The sequence below is a fragment of the Phytohabitans sp. LJ34 genome (assembly GCF_052068095.1).
In the GTDB taxonomy this organism is placed as follows: domain Bacteria; phylum Actinomycetota; class Actinomycetes; order Mycobacteriales; family Micromonosporaceae; genus Phytohabitans.
In genome coordinates this window covers 378,340-397,779 of record NZ_JBQHDG010000003.1, presented here as the reverse complement: position 1 = coordinate 397,779, position 19,440 = coordinate 378,340, and the positions used below count along the sequence as shown (strand labels likewise).

21 protein-coding genes are annotated in these 19,440 nt (G+C 72.6%); 12 read left to right on the top strand and 9 right to left on the bottom strand.

All coding sequences use genetic code 11. From position 1 onward, the window contains the following. The first annotated feature begins 106 nt into the window (after positions 1 to 106). Genes pcaB through ACTMTJ_RS07215 form a run of 4 tightly spaced genes read left to right on the top strand, consistent with a single transcriptional unit; the run spans position 107 to position 3,284 of the window. Positions 107 to 1,354, top strand: a complete 1,248-nt coding sequence (pcaB, locus tag ACTMTJ_RS07230) for a 3-carboxy-cis,cis-muconate cycloisomerase (protein WP_441215320.1) — start codon at positions 107 to 109, stop codon at positions 1,352 to 1,354. Next, positions 1,351 to 2,118: a 3-oxoadipate enol-lactonase gene (pcaD, locus tag ACTMTJ_RS07225; protein ID WP_441215319.1), complete on the top strand. Its 768-nt coding sequence runs from the start codon at positions 1,351 to 1,353 to the stop codon at positions 2,116 to 2,118. The genes pcaB and pcaD overlap by 4 nt, the downstream gene beginning before the upstream one ends. Further along, positions 2,111 to 2,488 carry a 4-carboxymuconolactone decarboxylase gene (gene pcaC, locus ACTMTJ_RS07220; RefSeq protein ID WP_441215318.1) on the top strand — a complete coding sequence of 126 codons (378 nt, stop codon included), beginning with the start codon at positions 2,111 to 2,113 and terminating at the stop codon, positions 2,486 to 2,488. Before pcaD ends, pcaC begins: the two co-directional genes overlap by 8 nt. After that, positions 2,478 to 3,284, top strand: a complete 807-nt coding sequence (locus tag ACTMTJ_RS07215; protein WP_441215317.1) for an IclR family transcriptional regulator domain-containing protein — start codon at positions 2,478 to 2,480, stop codon at positions 3,282 to 3,284. Before pcaC ends, ACTMTJ_RS07215 begins: the two co-directional genes overlap by 11 nt. Here the strand turns inward: ACTMTJ_RS07215 and ACTMTJ_RS07210 are convergent. Next, positions 3,240 to 3,821 carry a TetR/AcrR family transcriptional regulator gene (locus ACTMTJ_RS07210; protein WP_441215316.1) on the bottom strand — a complete coding sequence of 194 codons (582 nt, stop codon included), beginning with the start codon at positions 3,819 to 3,821 and terminating at the stop codon, positions 3,240 to 3,242. The two genes, ACTMTJ_RS07215 and ACTMTJ_RS07210, sit on opposite strands and share 45 nt — an antisense overlap. A gap of 87 nt (positions 3,822 to 3,908) precedes the next feature. Between ACTMTJ_RS07210 and ACTMTJ_RS07205 the strand changes: the two genes are divergently transcribed. The 5 genes from ACTMTJ_RS07205 to ACTMTJ_RS07185 all read left to right on the top strand — a co-directional run bounded on the left by ACTMTJ_RS07205 (position 3,909) and on the right by ACTMTJ_RS07185 (position 7,316). Continuing rightward, on the top strand, positions 3,909 to 5,342 hold the full coding sequence (locus tag ACTMTJ_RS07205; RefSeq protein WP_441215315.1) for an MFS transporter: 1,434 nt from the start codon (positions 3,909 to 3,911) through the stop codon (positions 5,340 to 5,342). Positions 5,343 to 5,529: 187 nt separating this feature from the next. Then, positions 5,530 to 5,820 carry a hypothetical protein gene (locus ACTMTJ_RS07200; RefSeq protein WP_441215314.1) on the top strand — a complete coding sequence of 97 codons (291 nt, stop codon included), beginning with the start codon at positions 5,530 to 5,532 and terminating at the stop codon, positions 5,818 to 5,820. Then, complete coding sequence (locus ACTMTJ_RS07195; RefSeq protein WP_441215313.1) at positions 5,817 to 6,212, top strand: hypothetical protein; 396 nt, start codon at positions 5,817 to 5,819, stop codon at positions 6,210 to 6,212. Before ACTMTJ_RS07200 ends, ACTMTJ_RS07195 begins: the two co-directional genes overlap by 4 nt. Positions 6,213 to 6,273: 61 nt before the next feature. Beyond that, on the top strand, positions 6,274 to 6,891 hold the full coding sequence (locus ACTMTJ_RS07190; protein WP_441215312.1) for a RipA family octameric membrane protein: 618 nt from the start codon (positions 6,274 to 6,276) through the stop codon (positions 6,889 to 6,891). Next, complete coding sequence (locus tag ACTMTJ_RS07185; RefSeq protein ID WP_441215311.1) at positions 6,888 to 7,316, top strand: hypothetical protein; 429 nt, start codon at positions 6,888 to 6,890, stop codon at positions 7,314 to 7,316. The genes ACTMTJ_RS07190 and ACTMTJ_RS07185 overlap by 4 nt, the downstream gene beginning before the upstream one ends. Before the next feature lie 155 nt (positions 7,317 to 7,471). Here the strand turns inward: ACTMTJ_RS07185 and ACTMTJ_RS07180 are convergent, their stop codons facing one another. The 5 genes from ACTMTJ_RS07180 to ACTMTJ_RS07160 form a co-directional block, all read right to left on the bottom strand. After that, on the bottom strand, positions 7,472 to 8,290 hold the full coding sequence (locus ACTMTJ_RS07180; protein WP_441215310.1) for an ABC transporter permease: 819 nt from the start codon (positions 8,288 to 8,290) through the stop codon (positions 7,472 to 7,474). After that, positions 8,250 to 9,119: an ABC transporter ATP-binding protein gene (locus ACTMTJ_RS07175; RefSeq protein WP_441215309.1), complete on the bottom strand. Its 870-nt coding sequence runs from the start codon at positions 9,117 to 9,119 to the stop codon at positions 8,250 to 8,252. The genes ACTMTJ_RS07180 and ACTMTJ_RS07175 overlap by 41 nt, the downstream gene beginning before the upstream one ends. After that, on the bottom strand, positions 9,116 to 9,565 hold the full coding sequence (locus ACTMTJ_RS07170; RefSeq protein WP_441215308.1) for a MarR family winged helix-turn-helix transcriptional regulator: 450 nt from the start codon (positions 9,563 to 9,565) through the stop codon (positions 9,116 to 9,118). The genes ACTMTJ_RS07175 and ACTMTJ_RS07170 overlap by 4 nt, the downstream gene beginning before the upstream one ends. A 42-nt stretch (positions 9,566 to 9,607) precedes the next feature. After that, a complete protein-coding gene (locus tag ACTMTJ_RS07165) occupies positions 9,608 to 10,150 on the bottom strand; it encodes a hypothetical protein (protein WP_441215307.1) in 543 nt (180 codons plus the stop codon). Between the two features lie 131 nt (positions 10,151 to 10,281). Further along, positions 10,282 to 11,121, bottom strand: coding sequence for a GNAT family N-acetyltransferase (locus ACTMTJ_RS07160; protein WP_441215306.1), 840 nt, complete (start codon positions 11,119 to 11,121; stop codon positions 10,282 to 10,284). A 182-nt stretch (positions 11,122 to 11,303) separates the two neighbouring features. Between ACTMTJ_RS07160 and ACTMTJ_RS07155 the strand changes: the two genes are divergently transcribed. Both ACTMTJ_RS07155 and ACTMTJ_RS07150 read left to right on the top strand, forming a co-directional pair. Beyond that, entirely contained in the window at positions 11,304 to 12,854 is a 1,551-nt protein-coding gene (locus tag ACTMTJ_RS07155) for a glycoside hydrolase family 53 protein (RefSeq protein WP_441215305.1), read from the top strand. After that, the gene (locus ACTMTJ_RS07150; RefSeq protein WP_441215304.1) at positions 12,854 to 14,353 is read left to right on the top strand and encodes a glycoside hydrolase family 53 protein; all 1,500 of its coding nucleotides are present in this window, start codon (positions 12,854 to 12,856) and stop codon (positions 14,351 to 14,353) included. The genes ACTMTJ_RS07155 and ACTMTJ_RS07150 overlap by 1 nt, the downstream gene beginning before the upstream one ends. On the opposite strand, the gene ACTMTJ_RS07145 is transcribed toward ACTMTJ_RS07150, so the two are convergent. Further along, positions 14,305 to 14,601, bottom strand: coding sequence for a hypothetical protein (locus ACTMTJ_RS07145; RefSeq protein ID WP_441215303.1), 297 nt, complete (start codon positions 14,599 to 14,601; stop codon positions 14,305 to 14,307). The genes ACTMTJ_RS07150 and ACTMTJ_RS07145 overlap by 49 nt on opposite strands. A gap of 96 nt (positions 14,602 to 14,697) precedes the next feature. Here ACTMTJ_RS07145 and ACTMTJ_RS07140 point away from each other — a divergent pair, with 96 nt between their 5' ends. Then, positions 14,698 to 15,267, top strand: a complete 570-nt coding sequence (locus ACTMTJ_RS07140) for a PadR family transcriptional regulator (RefSeq protein ID WP_441215302.1) — start codon at positions 14,698 to 14,700, stop codon at positions 15,265 to 15,267. A gap of 751 nt (positions 15,268 to 16,018) precedes the next feature. Here the strand turns inward: ACTMTJ_RS07140 and ACTMTJ_RS07135 are convergent. Together ACTMTJ_RS07135 and ACTMTJ_RS07130 are read right to left on the bottom strand one after the other, a co-directional pair. Further along, entirely contained in the window at positions 16,019 to 17,749 is a 1,731-nt protein-coding gene (locus ACTMTJ_RS07135; protein ID WP_441215301.1) for an ABC transporter ATP-binding protein, read from the bottom strand. After that, positions 17,746 to 19,419: an ABC transporter ATP-binding protein gene (locus ACTMTJ_RS07130; protein ID WP_441215300.1), complete on the bottom strand. Its 1,674-nt coding sequence runs from the start codon at positions 19,417 to 19,419 to the stop codon at positions 17,746 to 17,748. Before ACTMTJ_RS07130 ends, ACTMTJ_RS07135 begins: the two co-directional genes overlap by 4 nt. Between the last annotated feature and the right edge of the window lie 21 nt (positions 19,420 to 19,440).

Below are 19,440 nucleotides of genomic sequence, written 5' to 3'. Positions count from 1 at the left end.
GCCGGGCACCGCAGGGCCGGGCGCCGCAGGGGCGAGCACCGCAGGGCCGGGCGGCGCTACGGCTGGCGGTACTGGAGCGGGCGCCGAGGGCGGGCTTTTTGATGGCGTGCTCGCCGCCGGCCCGGTGCGCGCGGCGACCAGCGACCGGGCGTGGCTCCAGGCGATGCTCGACGTGGAGGCGGCGCTCGCCCGGGCCGGCGGCGCGCCACCGGAGGTGGCGGCCTCGTGCCGTGCCGAGCTGTTCGACGTCGCCGCCCTGGGTGCGGCCGCCGCGGAGTCCGGCAACCCGGTCGTGCCGCTGGTCCGGGCCCTCCGTGCGGCGGTCTCCCCGGAGGCCGCCCGCCACGTCCACCGGGGCGCCACCAGCCAGGACATCCTCGACACGGCCGCGATGCTCGTCGCCCGGAACGCGCTCGGGCTGATCGTCAACGACGTCTCCGCGGCGGCGGAGGCGGCCGCCCACCTGGCCGCGGCCCACCGGGACACGCCGGTCGCCGCGCGCACGTTGATGCAACAGGCGCTGCCGACGACGTTCGGGCTCGTCGCGGCCGGATGGCTCACCGCGCTCGACGGGGCCGCCGACCGTCTCGCGGCGATGCGCGACAGCGGCCTGGCGGTCCAGCTCGGCGGTGCGGCCGGCACCCTCGCGGCCTTCGACTCACCGTCCATCGTGGACCGGCTGGCCGAAGAGCTCGGGCTGCCCGCACCCGCGCTGCCGTGGCACACCGACCGCACCCGGATCGCCGACCTCGTCTGGCCGCTCGGCACGGCGTGTGGCGTGATCGCGAAGGTGGCCGGCGACGTCGTCCTGTACGCGCAGACCGAGGTCGGTGAGCTGGCCGAGGGTCAGCCGGGCGGCTCGTCCAGCCTGCCGCACAAGCAGAACCCGGTCGCCGCCGTCTCCGCACGCGCCTGCGCGGCCCAGGCGCCCGGCTACGCCGCCACGCTGCTGGCGTCCATGGGGCACGAGCACCAGCGGGCGGCGGGCGCCTGGCACGCCGAGTGGGCGCCGTTCACCGGACTTCTGCGGGCGACCGGCTCGGCGGCGCACTGGCTGGCGCGGTGCCTGGCGCACCTGCGGGTCGACCCGGCCCGGATGCGGGCCAACCTCGACATCACCGGCGGGGCGCTGCTGGCCGAGCGGGTCGGCGCCGCGCTCGCGCCGAAGGTCGGCCCGACCGAGGCGCACGATCTGGTACGCGACGCGGTGGCCGGTGGCCGGCCGCTCGCCGAGGCGCTCGCGGAGCACTTCGCACCGGCGGAGCTCGCCGCCCTCCTCGACCCGGCGTCCTACCTCGGCGCCGCGCCCGCGCTGACCGACCGCGCGCTCAAGCTGCACGGGGAGCGACCGTGACTCCGTACTCCATAGTGGATGGTCCAACGGACGCGCCGGTGCTCGTGCTGGCCAACTCGCTCGGTGCCACAGTGGACATGTGGGAGCCGCAGCTGCCCGCGCTGGTCGAGCGCTTCCGCGTCGTCCGCTTCGACACCCGGGGGCACGGTCGCTCGGCGGTGCCTGCCGGCCCGTACACCATCGGGGATCTGGGTGGCGACGTGCTCGCGCTGCTCGACGAGCTCGATGTGGCACGGGCCCATTTCTGCGGTCTGTCCATGGGCGGCATGGTCGGCATGTGGCTGGCCGCGCACGCGCCGGAGCGGATCGACCGGCTCGTGCTGTGCTGCACGTCGGCCCGGCCGGGAGCGCCCGATTCGTGGGCGCGGCGCGCGGCTGTCGTGCGGTCGGAGGGCACCGCCGCGATCGCCGACCTGGTGGTGAGCCGTTGGCTCACGCCGGAGTACGCGTACCGCCGGCCCGATCTGGTCGCCCGGCTGCGCGCGATGCTCACCGCCACACCCGCCGAGGGGTACGCGTCCTGCTGCGGGGTGCTCGAGCGGCTCGACCTCACCGACGCGCTGCCCCGCATCGCCGCGCCCACGCTGGTGTTGCACGGTGCCGACGACCCGGCGTTCGCCCCGTCGCACGGCGCGGACATCGCGGCGGCGGTGCCGGGCGCGCGGCTCACGCTCGTACGCGACGCCGCGCATCTGGCCAATGTGGAGCAGGCCGACGCGGTCACCACGCTGATCGTCGAACACCTCGGGGGGACGGATGAGTGACTTCGACCGGGGCATGGCGGTCCGCCGCGAGGTGCTCGGCGACGCGCACGTCGACCGGGCCGTCGCCGACACGACGCCGCTCACGGCGCCGTTCCAGGAGTTCATCACCCGGTACGCGTGGGGCGCGGTCTGGAGCCGCGACGGCCTCGACCGCCGCACCCGCAGCTGCGTCACGCTCGCGGTGCTGGCCGCCCTGCGGTGCGAGGAGGAGCTGGCCATGCACGTGCGCGCCGCCCGCCGAAACGGCCTCAGCCCTGCCGAGATCGGCGAGGTGCTGCTGCACACGGCCGTCTACGCTGGTGTGCCGGCCGCCAACAGCGCACTGGCGATCGCGCGGAGAGTGCTGGAGGAGGACGCGCATGACGGATGACGTGGGGCGGGAGGCCCACTTCGTACAGTCGCTGGAGCGCGGGCTGGCCGTCATCCGCGCGTTCGACGCCGGGCACCCTGAGCTGACGCTCAGCGAGGTGGCCCGCATCTGCGACCTCACCCGCGCCGCCGCCCGCCGCTTCCTGCTGACGCTGGCCGACCTGGGCTACGTGCGCACCGACGGCCGGATGTTCAGCCTCACTCCGCGGGTGCTGGAGCTCGGCTACGCGTTTCTGTCCAGCCTTTCGCTGCCGGATGTCGCCGAGCCACACCTGGAGCGGCTGGTGGCGCAGGTGCACGAGTCGTCGTCGGTGTGCGTGCTCGACGGCGACGACGTGGTGTACGTGGCCCGCGTCCCCACCTCCCGGATCATGACGGTCGCCATCAACGTGGGCACCCGCTTCCCCGCGTACGCCACGTCGATGGGGCGGGTGCTGCTCGCCGGCCTGCCCGACGACGAGCTGGCGGCGTACCTCGACCGGGTGAAGCTGGCCCGCCTCACCGCGCGCACCGTCGCGACCCCGGCGGCGCTCCGCACCGAGCTGCGCAAGGTGCGCGCCCAGGGGTACGCGATCGTCGACCAGGAGCTGGAGGAGGGGCTGCGCTCGGTGGCGGCGCCGATCCGCGACCGGGCCGGCGCGGTGATCGGCGCGGCCAACGTGTCGGTGCACGCCAGCCGCAACTCCGTCGAGTCGATCCGCCGCGACCTGCTCCCCCACCTGCTCGCCACGGTCGCGAAGATCGACGCCGACCTACGGATCGCCAACCCGCGCCGCACGCGTCACCGGGTCGGCTAGCCCGTCCAGCATGATCCGGAGGAGCCGCTCGGCCTGCTCCTCGGACACCTGCTCGCGTACCCACGCGGCGGCCGTGATCAGCGCGAAGAGGTCGGACGCGCCGGCGTCCGGCCGGATGCCCCCGGCCGCACGCGCCCGCTCGACGAGCCGCTCGCCCATCTCGGTCATCGCGTGACAGGCGCCGTACAGGGGCGACGTCGGGTCGTCGAAGCAGCTGATCAGGGAGCCGGCGAGCCCCTGGTAGGCGGCGGTGTGCGCGACCGAGATCCGCGCCCACGCCTCCAGCGCCTCGCCCGGTGAGCGCTCCTTGATCAGCTCCTCCCCCTGGGCGATGACCTGGTCGTTGCGCTCGCGCATCAGCGACTCCAGCAGGGCCTGCCGGGTCGGGAAGTGCCCGTACAGCGTGCCGATCGCCACGCCGGCGCGGCGCGCGACCTCCTCCAGCGACGCGTCTGTGCCGTGCTCGCGGAAGGCCGCGTCGGCCTCCGCCAGCAGCCGCTCGTAGTTGCGCCGGGCGTCGGCGCGCATACGCCGCATTGCCACACTCCCCTTGCCTAAGTCGAGGGTCCCTCATTATGTTTCTTGAGGCAGCCTCAGCTTAACTCACTACGGGGGTACCACCTCATGCGTGTGCCACGGTCCTTCGCCGCGCTCGCCATCATCGCCGCCTGCCAGCTGATGGTCGTGCTGGACGGCACGGTCGTCTACGTAGCCCTACCCAAGATCCAGGCCGACCTCGGCTTCTCGACGGCCGGGCTGTCGTGGGTGGTCAACGCGTACACGCTGGCCTTCGGCGGCCTCCTCCTGCTCGGCGGCCGAGCCGGCGACATCCTCGGCCAGCGACGGGTGTTCGTCGCCGGCATCGCCCTCTTCGGCCTCGCCTCGCTCGCCGGCGGGCTCGCCGAGGCCGAGTGGTTTCTGCTCGCCGCGCGCACCGCCCAGGGCGTGGGTGCCGCGCTCGCCGCGCCGAGCGCCCTCGCGCTCATCCCGGCCAACTTCGCCGAGGGCGCGCCACGCACCCGCGCGATCGGCGTCTACACCGCCGTCGCGGCGGCCGGCGGCGCGGTCGGCCTCATCGTGGGCGGCCTGCTCAGCGACTGGGCCTCCTGGCGGTGGGTGCTCTTCATCAACGTGCCGGTCGCCGCCGCCGTGGTGCTCGCCGCCCCGGCCGCCATCCGCGAGACGCCACGCCGCCCCGGCCACTTCGACCTCGCCGGCGCGCTCACCTCCACGGCGGGCATGACCGGCCTCGTGTACGGGCTGATCCGCGCCTCCGCCGAGGGCTGGCGCGACCCGCTGGCCCTGGCCGCGCTGGGTGTCGCCGCGCTGCTGCTGGCCGGGTTCGTGGTGCGCGAGGCCCGCGCGAGCCAGCCGATCCTGCCGCTGCGCCTGCTCGCCGACCGCACGCGCGCGGCCGGGTTCGCGACGATGCTCGTCTTCCCCGCAGCCATGTTCGGCATGTTCTTCTTCCTTACCCAGTTCCTCCAGCAGGGACACGGGTACAGCGCGCTGCGCACCGGCTTCGCGTTCCTGCCGCTGACCCTGCTGGTGCTCGCCTCCTCGACGCTGGCCGCGCGGCTGATCCCGCGGTTCGGCACGACCGGGCTCGCCGCCACCGGCGCCTCGATCACCACCGCCGGCCTGGTGTGGGTGGCGCAGATCGGCCCGGAGACCGGCTACGCCGCCGGTGTCCTCGGCCCGGTGCTCCTCTTCGGACTCGGCGCCGGCCTGCTCTTCGCGCCGCTCACGACCGCGATCCTCGGCGGTGTCGCGCCGTCGGACTCGGGCGCCGCGGCCAGCCTCCTCAACGCGATGCAGCAGGTCGGCGGAGCACTCGGCCTGGCAGTACTCGTCGCGGTCGCATCGACGGACGGGGTGGCCGGTATGGCACGGGCGTTCTGGGTGGCCGCGGTCTTCACGGCGGCCGCGGTGGTGCTGTCGATCGTCGCCCGGCGGCGGCCGGTCGCCCCGGCTCAACCGTCCGCCAACGCGCAACTTGCACCCGACGTGAATACGCCACCTGGCGGACGTACGCGAAGCCCGCTCGGGAAAGGATGAACACCAAGCCGCTGGAAAAGCGGAAGCCGATGAGAGAAGTCCCAGCCCGCGTACTGCCAAGGGGCTGCGCTGGTTGGTCGACAAGGGGTGCGTGGCAAGCGCACCCCCATCGGTAATTCAAGCTCCCCATTCCTTGATCGGCGTTTACGGGGCTGCGAGTGTCGGACGGTAGTTCTAGCCTCACGACATGCCAACAACCAGATTGGCCCCCGCAGACCTACACGCATGGATAGACGAGGTCTTCGGCACACCCGATGCGGCGGCCTGCCGGGTTGTCGACGTGATCGAGGCGCAGGTCGACGCGCTGGCCTGGGTGCGCGACACGACCGGGTGCTACCCCTCGCCCAAGCCCGTGGCAGCCGCCATTCAGGAGGCCGCAAACGGTCTCCGTGGCGTGGACGACGAGCGCGACCCGCGGCAGGTGCTGTTCGCCATCGCGGCGGAGGCGCTTGCCGCGCACATGGCCGAGCCATCGTGACCGGTTACATTCTCGATGATCTCGCGCTGGTGGCGGGTCTCGGCGGCACGGGCGCTGAGCACCAACGGCGCGAGCTGTCCCGCATGATCCATCGCGCGGCGACCGGCGGGCCGGTGCTCGACGTGCCAGCCCTCTGCCTCACGGAGGCGACCACCGCGCGCCGCTCGATCGCCGAGCACGTGGCCGATCTCGTCGCGACTGCCCCGCCAGGCACGGTCGCGGTCCCTACGCTTGTCCGCGACGCCGGGCTGGATGCCGCCCTGAGCATCGACCAGCCGCTTGACTGGGCCGGCATCCATGCCGTGTCGCAGGCTCTCGCCACGGGGCATCCCATCGTGACGCTTCACCCTGACCGCTACGAAGGCTTCCCCGTCCAGACGGTGACTTGGTGATCAAGGCGGAGCTGGCTGTCACACCCGGCGGGTAGGGTCGGGTGCGCAGGGAGGGCCGCCGATGACGCAGCAGCCGGTGCCGCCGGAGCCGGTTTCGTTCGAGGAGTTTCGCCTTTATCACGCGACCACCGAGCGGGTGACCGACCGGCGGCTCGCGCTCAATCGGTGGAACTACTCGATCCTGGTCGCCACCCTCCTCGCGATCGGGGCGGTGCTCACCTGGTCCACGTCCCGCCCGTCGTATGTGCTGGTCGGCCTCTGCGGCGTGGTCGTGCTGTCGGTGGCGGCGATCCTGCTGTGCACGTACTGGATCCAGCAGATCAGTGACTTCAAGTCGCTCAACGCGGCGAAGTTCCGCATCCTCAACGAGATGGCTCCGCTGATCGTCTTCGACGGGCCCAACGGTCCGTCCGCCGCGCGGTCCTACCGGCCGTTCGAGCGCGAGTGGGAAGACCTCCAGGACCAGCAGGCGGTCAGCAAGGTGCCGACGGGGCGGCTGCGCCACACCTTGGCGCTCAGCTCCTCGGGTGCTGAATACTTCATTCCGAGGGCGTTCCGGGTGCTCTTCGCGACGATCCTGGTGGTGGCGGTGACGTTCGGGGCGATCAGCCACGAGGCTGTGTTCGACCAGATCTCGCCGTTCAGCGGCGTCGACGCCGACGAAGGGGGCACGCCGTGACACCCATGGTCTACGTGATCATGCCGGTCGGGTCCGACCCCGCCTACGAGCGCCGCCGCGCCGCCATCGAGCGGGCGACCGCCGCCGTGGGCCTGGCGACGCTGCTGCCCGCCGACCGGCTGCACGCGCAGGTGCCGTTCGACCTCGACCACGCCCGCCGCGACCTGCGGCGTGCCCGGGTGGTGCTGGCCGACCTGACGCTGGAGCGGCCGAGCTGCTACTACGAGGTGGGTCTGGCCCAGGCGCTCAATAGGCGGGTGGTGCTCGTCGCCGAGCGCGGCACCCCGATCCACCAGGCCCACGACCGCGACAAGGTCATCTTCTACGACTCGCTCGACGACCTGTCGGCAAAGCTGACCCGCGTGCTCCGCCCGATCGCCGCCGGCGCCCGCACCACGGCAAAGCCAGCCGCGACGACAGCCTGACCCACGCCCTTCGGGCCGTAAGAGCGGATTTCCCGAGCCGCGTCAGCTGCTGACCGTCGCTCCCGCCGGAGACCGCGCGGGTCGGCGGCTCGCGCGGGGCGCTCGCCGAAACCCCGACCCGCGCTGCCACCTCCGCTCGGCAAGCCCCACCCGCGCTACTTCGCCAGGCGGCTCAGCAGCGCGCTCGCCACACCGATCGCCAGCGCCGCCGCCCCGACCAGCACGGTGTAGTCGAGCCAGAGCCGCGCGGGTGAGCCGATCAGCAGGCCGCGCAGCGCCTCGACCTGATAGCTGAGCGGGTTGGCGTGGTTGATCGCCTGGAGCCAGCCGGGCATGAGGGCGACCGGGTAGAGGGCGTTAGAGGCGAAGAAGAGCGGCATCATGATGGCCTGGCCTATGCCCATCATGCGGTCGCGGGAGAGCACGAGGCCGGCGATGATGATGGACAGGCAGCAGAAGAACGCCGAGCCGAGCAGCACCGCCGCCACCACGCCGAGCAGCTTCAGCGGGTTGTGGGTCAGCGTCACGCCGAGGATGGCGGAAAGCACCAGCACGACCAGCACCTGGCTGAGCGCCCGCATGCCGGCGGCGAAGGCCTTGCCGGTCACCAGCGCCGCCCGCGGGGTCGGTGTCACCATCAGCTTGGCGAGGATGCCGGCGTCGCGGTCCCAGATGATCTGGATGCCGTAGAAGATCGAGATGAACAGCGCGGACTGCGCGATGACGCCGGGCGTGAGGTAGTCGAGGTAGGGCACGTCGCCGGTGGGGATGGCCTTGATCTTCGTGAACGTGACGCCGAAGACCAGCAGCCACAGCGCCGGCTGCACGGCACGGAAGAGCAGCTCCGCCTTGTCTCGCCGCATCTTCTGGAGCTCGACGAGGCACATCGCGCCAACCCGGGCGAAGAGCATGCGGAGGCCGCCGCCCCAGGTGTCAACCGAGGCGAGCGGCGGTGCGTCGAGTCTGGCGGACATTGCGGAGTCCCTTCGTCTCTTCGTCCCAGTCGTCCCCCGCGTACACCCGGAAAACGTCGTCGAGGCTGGCTGGGCCGGCGGCGCCCAGGCTGGCGATCAGCTCAGCCGGGCTGCCCACGGCCCGGATGTGGCCGCGGTGCATGAGCGCGACGCGGTCGCACGAATGCTGCGCCTCGTCCATGTAGTGGGTGGTGACCAGCACGGTCATGCCCGTCTCCTGGCGCACCTGCGCTATCCGCTCCCACACGCCGGAGCGCGCGACCGGGTCGAGGCCGATCGTGGGCTCGTCGAGCACCAGCAGCCGCGGCGCGCTCACGAGGGCCTGCGCCAGCTCCAGGCGGCGGATCATGCCACCCGAGTATGTGCCGGCGGGCCGATCGGCCGCCTCGGTCAGGCCCATGGCGGCGATCGCCGCGTCGACGCGGGTGGCCCGCTCGCGGCGCGGCACGTCGTAGAGCCGGGCGAAGAGGCTCACGTTTTCCCGGCCGGTCAGCGCGCCGTCGGCGGAGAGGAGCTGCGGCACGTACCCGAGGAGGCGCCGCACCGCGATGCGCCGGCGCCGCACGTCGATGCCGAAGACCGAGACCGTGTCACGCGGCACCGGCAGCAGCGTGGTGATCGCGCGGATGGTGGTGGTCTTGCCAGCTCCGTTGGGGCCGAGGAGGCCGAAGATCTCTCCGGGCTCGACGTCGAGGTCGATGCCGTCGACCGCCACCGTGTCGCCGAACGCGTATCGCAGGCCGCGCACGCTCACCGCCGCCGTCATGCCGCCTTCCGCCGCCAACGGCGTGGTCTTCGCACTCATCGAACCCGAAGCACTCGCGCTCATGCCGCCCCCTCCTCCTGCCGCATCTCGTCGAGCAGCCGCCGCAGTGCGGGCAGCGCGGCCGCGACCGTCTCGCGGTCGGTCTCGTCCAGCCGCTCCAGCGCCCGCCCCACCAGCTCGGCCCTGGCGTCGCGCCACCCGGCGAGGCGCTCGCGCGCGGCACCGGTGAGGAAGAGCCGCGCCGCCCGGCGATCGGCGGGATCGGTCTCGCGCGTAAGCAAGCCGGCGTCCACGAGCACGTTGACGAGACCGCTCACCGAGTTGTCCGCCAGGTGGAGCACGCGGGCGGCGGCCGCGATGCCGATGCCAGGCTCCTCCTCGACCGCGATCAGCAGGTCGACCTGCGCGGACGGCAGCCGGGGCGGTCGCGAGGCGGCCAGACGCCGGCGGACGACCCGCCGCATCCCGGCGAGCACCTGCATCAGCTCACTGGCGACCTTGGTGTCCACGCCTCCCAAAATACCTCGGTCACCGAGGTATTCGAAACCCCGCTATTTGCCGGCCGCCTGAAGCGCGGGTTCGGGCTTGGCCGGCGCCGCCGCCGGGCCCGCCGTCGAAGCCGACGCGGTCAGCCGCTCGTAGAGCATCCCGGCCTGGTGGGCGAGCGCCCCCACCACCGCCGGCACCACCGGGAGCACCCAGTCGGCGACCACGCCCGCGTGCGGGAGGTTCAGGATCAGCACGGCCGCGGCGGCACCGCCCAGGCCGTGTGCGAACGCCCGCCACACCGCCTTGCCCGCGTGCCCCGCCACCGCCCGCCGGGCGGCGCGGTCGCCGAGGTCCGGAAAGCCGGCCAGGGCGCGGGCGTCGCGGCGGCCGAAGTTGAGGCCGGCGACCAGCGCGGTGACCGAGGTGCCCACCACGGCCGCCAGCAGGATGTTTCGGGTGAGGAGCATCAGCAGGCCGAACGCGGCCAGCCCGATGCCGAGTGCCACAGCGGCGCGGATCCACTCCTTCTTGTCACCCGGGTACCAGTAATACTTCGTGGTCCCCTCGGAGACCTGCTTCACGATCCGCCCCATCGCGGTGCTCACCCCACTGGCCGTAACCTGCATCGCGGTCGGTCGTTACGTAGCGTAGGCAAGTGAAAGCGCAGAGTGTTGACCCCTTGCTGAAAACGCCTGTCATTCTCCCAGATACTGGGCGGTAAGCCGCCCATACGGGCCTAGAACAGGACGGTCGCGAACTCGCCGGCCGGCCGGAAGCCGCACCTCGTGTAGACGCGACGGGCCCGCTCGTTGTGGCCGTTGACGTAGAGGCTCACCGTCGGCGCCACCCGCCGCAGCGCGTCGCGCACCACCGCGGCCATCGCGGGCCCGGCCAGGCCTCGGCCGCGCCACTCCGGCGCCACCCAGACCCCCTGCACCTGCGTGGTGTGCCGGGTGACGACCGCGAGCTCGGCCTTGAAGATCACCTCGCCACCCAGGACCCGCGCGTACGCCCGGCGGGCGCGCACGAGCTCCGCGACCCTCCGCCGGTATCCGCGCCCACCGTCGTCGGCCAGAGGCGAGACGCCGACCTCCTCGTTGTACATCGCGACGGCGGCCGGGAAGAGCAGGTCGATCTCGTCAGGGCGGACGAGTCGCACACCGGGGTCGGCCGGAAGGGCGGGCGGGGCGTCCGCGACGAGCAGCGGCTGGTAGGGCCGGACATCGCGGGCCGGCCCCCAGTGTGGCTGGAGGCGCTCCCACAGCCCGAGCACCGCGTCGGCCCGCCCCACGATCGAGGAGCACCCGCGATCTTCGGAAAGGATCATCTCGGCGAACGCGGTGACCGCCGCCGGCGTGGCGAGGACGGGCGTGAGGTGGCCGCCGAACCAGCACAGCGACTCGAGGTGGCGGCGCGACCCGTAGCCGAAAATGCGCCCGTCGGCGCGCCACCATGACAGCCCGTGGGTGGCGACCCGCTCCGTGACCTGGGCAGCACCGAACGGATCAAGGTCGAGGATCCGCTCGACCGCACCGCGCTCGGTCTCGCCGAGCTGCCGCACGGGAACCGTCAGCACATCTGCCAGCCTATATGCAACGGGCGCCCAAGGAACCCGCCGGATATGAGGCAAATGCAGCACCGCCTGTCGCAGGCGCCCCAGACCTTGACAGTGGTCGCTGTAAGCGCTCACAGTATGACGGCTATGTTACGGACATAACTCCATTTCAAATGACTGTGAGCGCTCACAGGAGGCTGGCTATGAGATTGTTCCGGCTGGTCGCGGTCGCGGTATCCGCCGCCCTTGTCGGCGGGTTCCTGGGGAATGTTCCGGCACGAGCCTCCGGAGGCGGCGTGCGCAACGCGGGTTTCGAGGACGGACTCGCCGGCTGGGCCACCGCCGGCGCCGCCTCGGCCGAAGAGGGCGGGCACACCGGCACCGCCCGCCTCACGCTCTCCGCCGCCGCTGAGCCTCCCTCAGCCGGAGCGGGCCTGGCTCCCGCGTCGCTGCACGGGCCCGGCCCGGCGGAGGCCACGCAGCGGGTGTCCGGGCTGGCCCGCGGCACGTACACGCTGAGGGCCTGGGTCCGCGGCGGCGGCGCCGCGGCGGTGAGCCTCGACTGCGGCGGGCCCGGCCGCGACGTGGCTGTCCCCCGCACCGGCCCCGAACTGTGGGTGCAGGTGGCGGTCGACGCGCGGGTGACCTCGGGGCGGTGCCAGATCCGCCTCACCGCGGCGAGCGGCTGGGCGCACGTCGACGACGTCACGCTGGCGCGCGGCGCGCTCGACCCGGTGCGGATCAAGGGCGCCGACATCTCCCACCTGACCAAGAACGAAGACTACGGCGCCGTCTACCGCGACCACCGCGGCAGGCCCGGCGACGCCGTCCGGATCCTCCGCGACAACGGCGTCAACCTGGCCCGCCTCAAGGTCTGGGTGGACCCGGCGGACGGCTACAACAGCAAGGCGCGGGTGCTCGCGATGGCCAAGCGGGCGAAGGCGCGGGGCATGCGGCTGCTGATCGACTTCCACTACTCCGACGCGTGGGCCGACCCGGGCAAGCAGAACAAGCCCGCGGCGTGGGCGGACCTGCCGTTCGACGGGCTGCGGCAGGCGCTGTACGACCACACCTACGACGTCATCTCCGCGCTGCGCCAGCAGGGCACCCCGGCCGACATGGCACAGGTGGGCAACGAGATCAACGGCGGTCTACTGTGGCCGGACGGCCGCTGGGACAACTGGGACGGCCTCGCCGCCCTCCTCACCGCCGGCAGCAACGCGGTCAAGGCGGCCTCACCGTCCACAAAGGTCGTGCTCCACCTCGCCGAGGGCGGCAACAACGGCGGCCACGTGTGGTGGTTCGACAACGCGATCGCGCGCGGCGTCCCGTTCGACGTCATCGGGCTTTCGCACTACGTCTACTGGCACGGGCCGCTCGGCGCGCTCCAGGCCAACCTCTTCGACCTGTCCACCCGCTACGGCAAGCCGATCGCGTTGGTGGAGACGGCGTACGGCTTCACGCTCGAAGAGAACGACCACGAGGCCAACATCTTCAACGCCGCGCTGGAGCAGGCCGGCGGCTACCCCGCGACGCCGCAAGGCCAGGCCGACGCGCTGCGCGACATGTTCAACGTGGTGGCGGCGGTGCCGGGCACGCTCGGCGTCGTCTACTGGGAGCCGACCTGGACGGCGGTGGACGGCGCGGGCTGGGACCCGGCCGACCCGACCTCCGGTGACGGCTGGGAAAACCAGGCGGTCTTCGACTACTCGGGCCGCGCACTGCCGGCCCTGAAGGTCTTCGGGAGGTTCTGATGAGACGCCTCGTCATGCTGGCGGCCGCCGCCCTGCTCTTGGTCCCGGCGGCGCCCGCCTCGGCGGCGACCACACTGACCAACACCGGCTTCGAGTCGGGACTCAGCGGGTGGTCCGGCAGTGGCTACACCGAATCCGGCGGGCGCTCCGGACTCCGGCTCACCCACTGGGCGTCCGGCGCGTACCAGTGGGAGACGACCCAGACGCTGACCGGGCTGAGCAACGGCTCGTACACCGCGCGGGTGTGGGTACGTTCCGGCGGCGGGCAGAACGCCGCGTACCTCGCTCTCAAGAACTGCGGCGGCGCCGAGCAGCGGGCGTCGGTGCCCACCACCGACGCGTGGACGCAGATCTCGGTGACCACCACCGTCTCGAATGGACAGTGCACGGTGAGCCTCTTCTCCAACGCCAACGCGGGCAACTGGGCCAGCTTCGACGACGCAAGCTTCGCGGGCGGCTCGACCAGCGGCACCATCCAGATCCGCGGTGTCGACGTGTCCACGCTGAAGAAGAGCGAGGACCGCGGCGGCGTGTACCGGGACAGCGGCGGCACCCAGCGCGACGCGCTCGCCATCCTCCGCTCCGGCGGCGCCAACTACGGGCGGCTCAAGGTGTGGGTCAACCCGGCCGACGGGTACAACAACAAGGCCCGCGTGCTCACCATGGCCAGCCGCATCAAGGGCCAGGGCATGAAGCTGCTCGTCGACTTCCACTACTCGGACTCGTGGGCCGACCCGGGCAAGCAGAACAAGCCGGCCGCGTGGGCGTCGCTGTCGTTCACCGCGCTGCGGCAGGCGGTCTACGACCACACGTACGACGTGCTCAACGCGCTCAAGGCCCAGGGCACGACGGCCGACATGGTGCAGGTGGGCAACGAGATCAACGACGGCATGCTGTGGCCGGACGGCCGCTCGAACAACTGGGCCAACCTCGCCTCCCTGCTCACCGCCGGCAGCAACGCGGTCAAGGCGGTCAACTCCTCGACCCAGGTGATGCTGCACCTCGCCGAGGGCGGCAACAACACCCAGCACCGGTGGTGGTTCGACCAGGCGACCAGCCGCGGCGTGCCGTTCGACGTGATCGGGGTTTCGCATTACATCTACTGGCACGGCTCGGTCTCCAGCCTCCAGGCCAACATCAACGACCTCGCCTCCCGCTACGGCAGGCCGATCGTGGTGGCCGAGACGGCGTACGGCTTCACGCTCGCCCAGGAAGACAGCGAGCCGAACATCTTCAACTCCTCGCTCCAGCAGGCCGGCGGCTACCCCGCGACCGCGCAGGGCCAGGCGGACGCGCTGCGGGCCGTGATCAACGCGGTCAAGGCGGTGCCCAACGGCCGCGGCCTCGGCGTCTTCTACTGGGAGCCGACGTGGACCGCGGTCAACGGCAACGGGTGGGACCCGACCAACCCGTCGTCCGGCAACGGCTGGGAAAACCAGGCACTCTTCGACTACAGCGACAGGGCGCTGCCCGGCCTGTCGGTGCTCGGCACCGCCTGAGCCGGTAGCGTCGCGGCCCGGCCGGTCCCCCCGTTGGACCGGCCGGGCTCTTCGCACATCAGGCACAGTGCCTCGTCCAGGCGGCGGCGCGCCTCGGCGCCGTACGTCCGCACCGGCTGGTGGGCGACCTCGCCCAGGCCGAGCCGGATGAGCAGGCAGGCCGCGCGCGACCGCGCGTCCGAGGGATCCATGCGCCGGCGCCAGCCCGCGAGTAGCAGGTGCTCCAGGCCGGTGAGCTCGTCGTCCACGTCACAACCTCCCCGCTTCCCCTTGTCGACGATAGGTTACCGATATATCGTCAACGTATCAACGACAGAACGGAAGATCCACCAGAGGGGGACACCATGGGATTCCGCAGAGGCTTCCAAGACATGCACGAGGCCCGCATGCGCGGGTTCGGGTTCGGCGGCGGCGCGGGCTGGGGCGGTGGCTGGGGCCACGAGCACGGCCACCGGCACGGCGGCCGGGGCCGCGGCGGTCGCCGTCAAAACGTCAGGGCGGCCGTGCTCGCCCTGCTGGCCGAGCGCCCGATGCACGGCTACGAGATGATCCGCGAGCTGGAGACCCGCACCGGCGGCATCTGGCGCCCGAGCCCCGGCTCGATCTACCCGACGCTCCAGCTGCTGGAGGACGAGGGCCTGATCGTCGCCGAGACCGGCGAGGGCCGCAAGCGCTTCGCACTCACCGAGGCCGGCCGCGAAGAGGCCACCCGCGCGGCCGAGGCGCCGCCGTGGCAGGAGTTCGCCGACGACACCGTGTCGCAGGCGCAGGACTTCCGCGACGCCGCCTTCGGGATCATGAACGCGCTGCGCCAGGTCGGCTTCAACGGCACGCCCGAGCAGCGCCAGCGCGCGCTCGAGGTGCTCAACGAGACCAAGCGCAAGCTCTACGCCATCCTGGCCGAGTCCGAGTAACAGCCAGCCGAGTAGGGCCCCGCGACGTTTCGCGGGGCCCACTCTGTTACAGAGGCAAATTTGCCCCCGTCCGCGCCAGCTGCGGACCGTTCGCTCCCGCGGGCACCGCTCCGGCCGGCGGCTCGCAGGGCTCGCCGAAACCCCCGACCTCCGCTGCCAGGTCCGCGGACCAAGCCCCAACGCACCGCCCAGTGGGCGATGGGCAGCTCGCCTTTGGTTGCGGTTACTGCTGCGCCTCCGGCGAGGGCCTCCGGCGGGGCCTCGGGCTCCGGCCGGGCCGTCCCCGGCTTGTTCATCCTTCTTGGTGGGTGGTTGCGGTGTTCGCCGTGCTACGCCCGCTGGCGCGGCTTAGGGGTTGGCCTGACCGCGAAACACCATGATCGGCGGCTCGCCGGCCCGCCTTCCCCCCGTTTGGGGAGGCGGCTCGGTATGCGGGCGGTGTCATGATCGTTAGCCCGGAACCCGTGTGACACGCGGGCGAGAACACGGGTTTTGGGCTAACGATCACCGAAGCGCGAAGGGCACCGCGCTTGCGAAGCCTTGCTTGGCCGGGCCCCGAGCCGGTCAAACCGCGAAGTCGAGAGGCCGTTAAACGCCAAGATCTGGTGGGCCCGGCGGTACCCGGGCGATCAAGGTCTCGGCCCGCGGACGTGCACGCGGGGCCGGGGGAGAGTGTGGATCGCGGAGGGTGAGGCCGCGGGAGCAGCGGTCTGGACCACGGCGGACGTCGCGGTAGCTCAGAAATTGATCTTTAGCCGTGCCAGGAGCGCCAGAGGGCGGCGTAGGTGCCGCCGGCGTCCACCAAGTCGTCGTGGCTGCCTAGCTCCGTTACGCGGCCGTCTTCGAGTACCGCGATCCGGTCGGCGTCGTGCGCGGTGTTGAGGCGGTGGGCGATCGCGATGACCGTGCGTCCCTCCAGCACGGCGGCGAGGGCCCGCTCGGTGCGGCGTGCGGTGGTGGGGTCGAGGGCGGCGGTGGCCTCGTCGAGGATCAGGGTGTGCGGATCGGCCAGGACGAGCCGGGCCAGCGCGAGCTGCTGGGCGTCGGCCGCGCTCAGCTCGAGCGCGCCGTCGCCGAGCTGGGTGTCGAGGCCTTCCGGCAGTCCGGCCGACCAGTCCGCGCCCACCACGGCCAGCGCGGAGCGCATCTGCTCGTCGGTGGCCTGGGGTGCGGCGAAGGCGAGGTTGTCGCGGAGCGAGCCGATGAAGACGTGGTGCTCCTGGGTGACGAGGGCGATCCGGCGGCGGCGCTCGGCCGGGTCGAGGTCGACGACCGGGCAGCCGCCGACGCTCACCTCGCCCTCGTGCGGCGCGTCGATGCCGGCGAGCAGCCGGGCGAGCGTCGACTTGCCCGCGCCCGACGGGCCGACGATGGCCAGCCGTTCGCCCGGGTTGACGTCGAGGTCGATGCCGTGCAGCACATCGTGGCCCTCGGTGTACGCGAACCGGGCGCCGCGCACGACGATCCGCTCGCCGCGCGGTGCGGAGGCGGTGCCACGCGGCTCCGGCGGCACCTGCCCCACGCCCAGCACGCGGGCGAACGACGCGATGCCGCGCTGCGCCTGCTCGATCCACTGGAGCAGCAGGTCGAGCGGGTCGATCGCCCGCTGGAGGTAGAGGGCCGCCGCGACCACCTCACCGAGCGTGAACCACCCGTCGTTCAGCAGGAGGCCGCCGACCAGCAGCACCGCGGCGATGGGTAGCGCGTAACTGCCCTCCACGACCGGGAAGAACACCGACCGCAGCTTGAGCGTGGCTCGCCGGGTCGCCCAGACCTGGCCGATCCGCTCGCTGCCGTACCGGATGCGCTCGCCGCCCAGGCCGAGCGCCTCGACCGTGCGTGCGCCCTCGGCGGTCGTGGTGAGCGCGTCGGTGAGCTCGGCGGTGGCGGCGCCTTCGGCGAGGTACGCCGCGCTGGCCCGGCGCAGGTACCACCGGGTGACCGCGTAGATCGACGGGAGGCCGACCAGCGCGACGAGCCCGAGCAGCGGGTGCAGCAGGAAGATCGCGCCGAACAGGAGGGTCAGCTCGGCCGTCGCGAGCACGATCACCGGCAGCACGTCGCGGACCGTGGTGCCCACGGTGCCGACGTCGACCGAGCTGCGCGTGGCCAGGTCGCCGGTGCCGGCGTGCTCGACCACGGACACCGGCAGCTGGAGCGTCTGCGCGACGAAGCGTTCGCGCAGCCGCGCGACCGCCCGCTCGCCGAAGCGGTGCCCGGCGTATTGCGCGTACCGGGTCAGCAGCCCCTGCGCCAGCACGCAGCCGGCGATGACCAGCGCCAGGCGGTCGACGGCGCCCGCGCCCGCACCGCCGGCCACCTCGTCGACGATGCGACCCAGCAGCCACGGCGTGGCGAGGCCGGCGACCGCCGCGGCGCTGTGCAGCACCACCACGATCGTCGCCGCCCGGCGGTCGAGGGCGATCAGGTCGAGGGTCGCGCGGCGTACGGCGGCCCGGCCGGCGACCGGCAGGCGCCTCATCGCCGCACCTCGTCTTCGATGTCGGCGTTTCGCGCGACCAGCGCCCGGTAGCTCGGGTCGCTGGTTAGCAGGTCGGCGTGCCGCCCGGTGGCGACGACATGACCGCGACGAACGTGCGCCACGGTGTCGACGCGGCCCAGCAGCAGCGGCGACGTGGAGATGACGACCGTGGTGCGGCCGGCACGAGCGGCGCGCAGCCGCTCCGCGATCCGCGCCTCGGTGTGCGCGTCGACGGCCGAGGTGGGATCGATCAGGATCAGCACGTCGCGCTCGGCGAGCAGGTCTCGTGCCAGGCGTACCCGCTGCCGCTGCCCGCCGGAAAGGGTGCGGGCGCGCCCACCGACGGCGGTGTCGAGCCCGTCGGGCAGCGCGTCGACGACGTCTTCGGCCGAGGCGGCGCGGAGCGCGGGCCACATCGCGGCGTCGTCGACGCCGTCCCGGACCCGCAGCATCTCCCGCAGCGAACCCGCGAAGAGGTACGAGTCGTGATCCGCGACGAGGATCCGGGCCCGCAGCTGGTCGAGTGCGATCTCGGCGAGCGGCACGCCGCCCCAGGTGACGTCGCCGGGCGCGAAGCGACCGAGCCGATCCGCCAGCGCGATCCCCTCGGCCGGCTCGTCGGTCGCGACGCCCACGATCCACCCGTCGGGCACCAGCAGGCCGGTGCCGGGGTCGTGGAGATCGGCCGGACGCTCCGGCGCGGGCCGCGTGCCGCGTCCATCGGCGTCGTCCGGCCGGAGGCTCAGCAGCGCGACGATCCGCCGGGCGGCGACCCGGCCGCGGATCAGCTGATAGGTGCCTTCCAGCAGGAACCAGACCGGCACGATGAGCACCGTCACGTAGCCGTACACGGCGACCATCTCGCCGATGGTGATGTCGCCGTGCGCGGCCATCCGGGCCGCCAGCCACACCACGGCGGCAAGGAAGAGCCCCGGGATCACGATCGTCAGTGCCTCGATCCAGCTCTTGACCGCGCCCACCCGGTATCCCTGGGCCCGCAGCTCCTGAGACCGGACCGAGTAACGGCGCGCGAACAGGTCTCGCCCGCCGACGCCGGCGAGCACGCGCAGCCCCGCCACGATGTCGCCCGCGCGGGCGGTGAGCGCACCCTGCTGGTGCCGGTACACCTGCTCGGCGCGCTCCAGGCGGCGCAGCAGCGGCCCGACCACGACGACGATCGCCGGCACGCCGAGCAGCACGAACAGCGCCAGGAACGGGGAGACCGACCACAGCAGCACTGCCACGACCGCGTACGCGATCACCGCGCCGACGCCCGGCCCGGTCATCGTCAGCACCGCCGACGTGTTGACGATGTCGGTGCCACCGACCGTGGCGACCTCGCCCGCGGAGAGCTTGCGCGGCAGGACGGCGCCGATGCGGGAGAGCTGGCGCAGCAGCACGCCGGCGGATCGGGCGGAGGCGTCCTCGCGCACGAACGTCATCGTGCGGTGCCGCATGATGCCCAGGTACGCCAGGCCGAAGCCGGCGAGCACGATCGCGGCCACCCACAGGATCAGGGCTTGGCGGTCGTTCGCGCGCAGCCCGTCGTCGATCGCCCGCGAGATCAGGTAGGGCCGGACCGCCAGCCCGACCATCCACGCCGTGCCGATCAGGCTGCCGCGCAGCACCCGCACCGGCTGGCTGCGGACCAGCCACCAGATGTACTGCATCGGCCCCCTCGTATCCGGGAC

Coding starts and splice junctions, on each gene's coding strand:
- ACTMTJ_RS07175 (WP_441215309.1), bottom strand. CDS start 9,119: ATGAGCGCGAGTGCTTCGGGTTCGATGAGTGCGAAGACCACGCCGTTG.
- ACTMTJ_RS07205 (WP_441215315.1), top strand. CDS start 3,909: ATGCGTGTGCCACGGTCCTTCGCCGCGCTCGCCATCATCGCCGCCTGC.
- ACTMTJ_RS07180 (WP_441215310.1), bottom strand. CDS start 8,290: ATGTCCGCCAGACTCGACGCACCGCCGCTCGCCTCGGTTGACACCTGG.
- ACTMTJ_RS07210 (WP_441215316.1), bottom strand. CDS start 3,821: ATGCGGCGTATGCGCGCCGACGCCCGGCGCAACTACGAGCGGCTGCTG.
- ACTMTJ_RS07200 (WP_441215314.1), top strand. CDS start 5,530: ATGCCAACAACCAGATTGGCCCCCGCAGACCTACACGCATGGATAGAC.
- ACTMTJ_RS07155 (WP_441215305.1), top strand. CDS start 11,304: ATGAGATTGTTCCGGCTGGTCGCGGTCGCGGTATCCGCCGCCCTTGTC.
- pcaC (WP_441215318.1), top strand. CDS start 2,111: ATGAGTGACTTCGACCGGGGCATGGCGGTCCGCCGCGAGGTGCTCGGC.
- ACTMTJ_RS07215 (WP_441215317.1), top strand. CDS start 2,478: ATGACGGATGACGTGGGGCGGGAGGCCCACTTCGTACAGTCGCTGGAG.
- ACTMTJ_RS07130 (WP_441215300.1), bottom strand. CDS start 19,419: ATGCAGTACATCTGGTGGCTGGTCCGCAGCCAGCCGGTGCGGGTGCTG.
- ACTMTJ_RS07150 (WP_441215304.1), top strand. CDS start 12,854: ATGAGACGCCTCGTCATGCTGGCGGCCGCCGCCCTGCTCTTGGTCCCG.
- ACTMTJ_RS07140 (WP_441215302.1), top strand. CDS start 14,698: ATGGGATTCCGCAGAGGCTTCCAAGACATGCACGAGGCCCGCATGCGC.
- ACTMTJ_RS07135 (WP_441215301.1), bottom strand. CDS start 17,749: ATGAGGCGCCTGCCGGTCGCCGGCCGGGCCGCCGTACGCCGCGCGACC.
- ACTMTJ_RS07190 (WP_441215312.1), top strand. CDS start 6,274: ATGACGCAGCAGCCGGTGCCGCCGGAGCCGGTTTCGTTCGAGGAGTTT.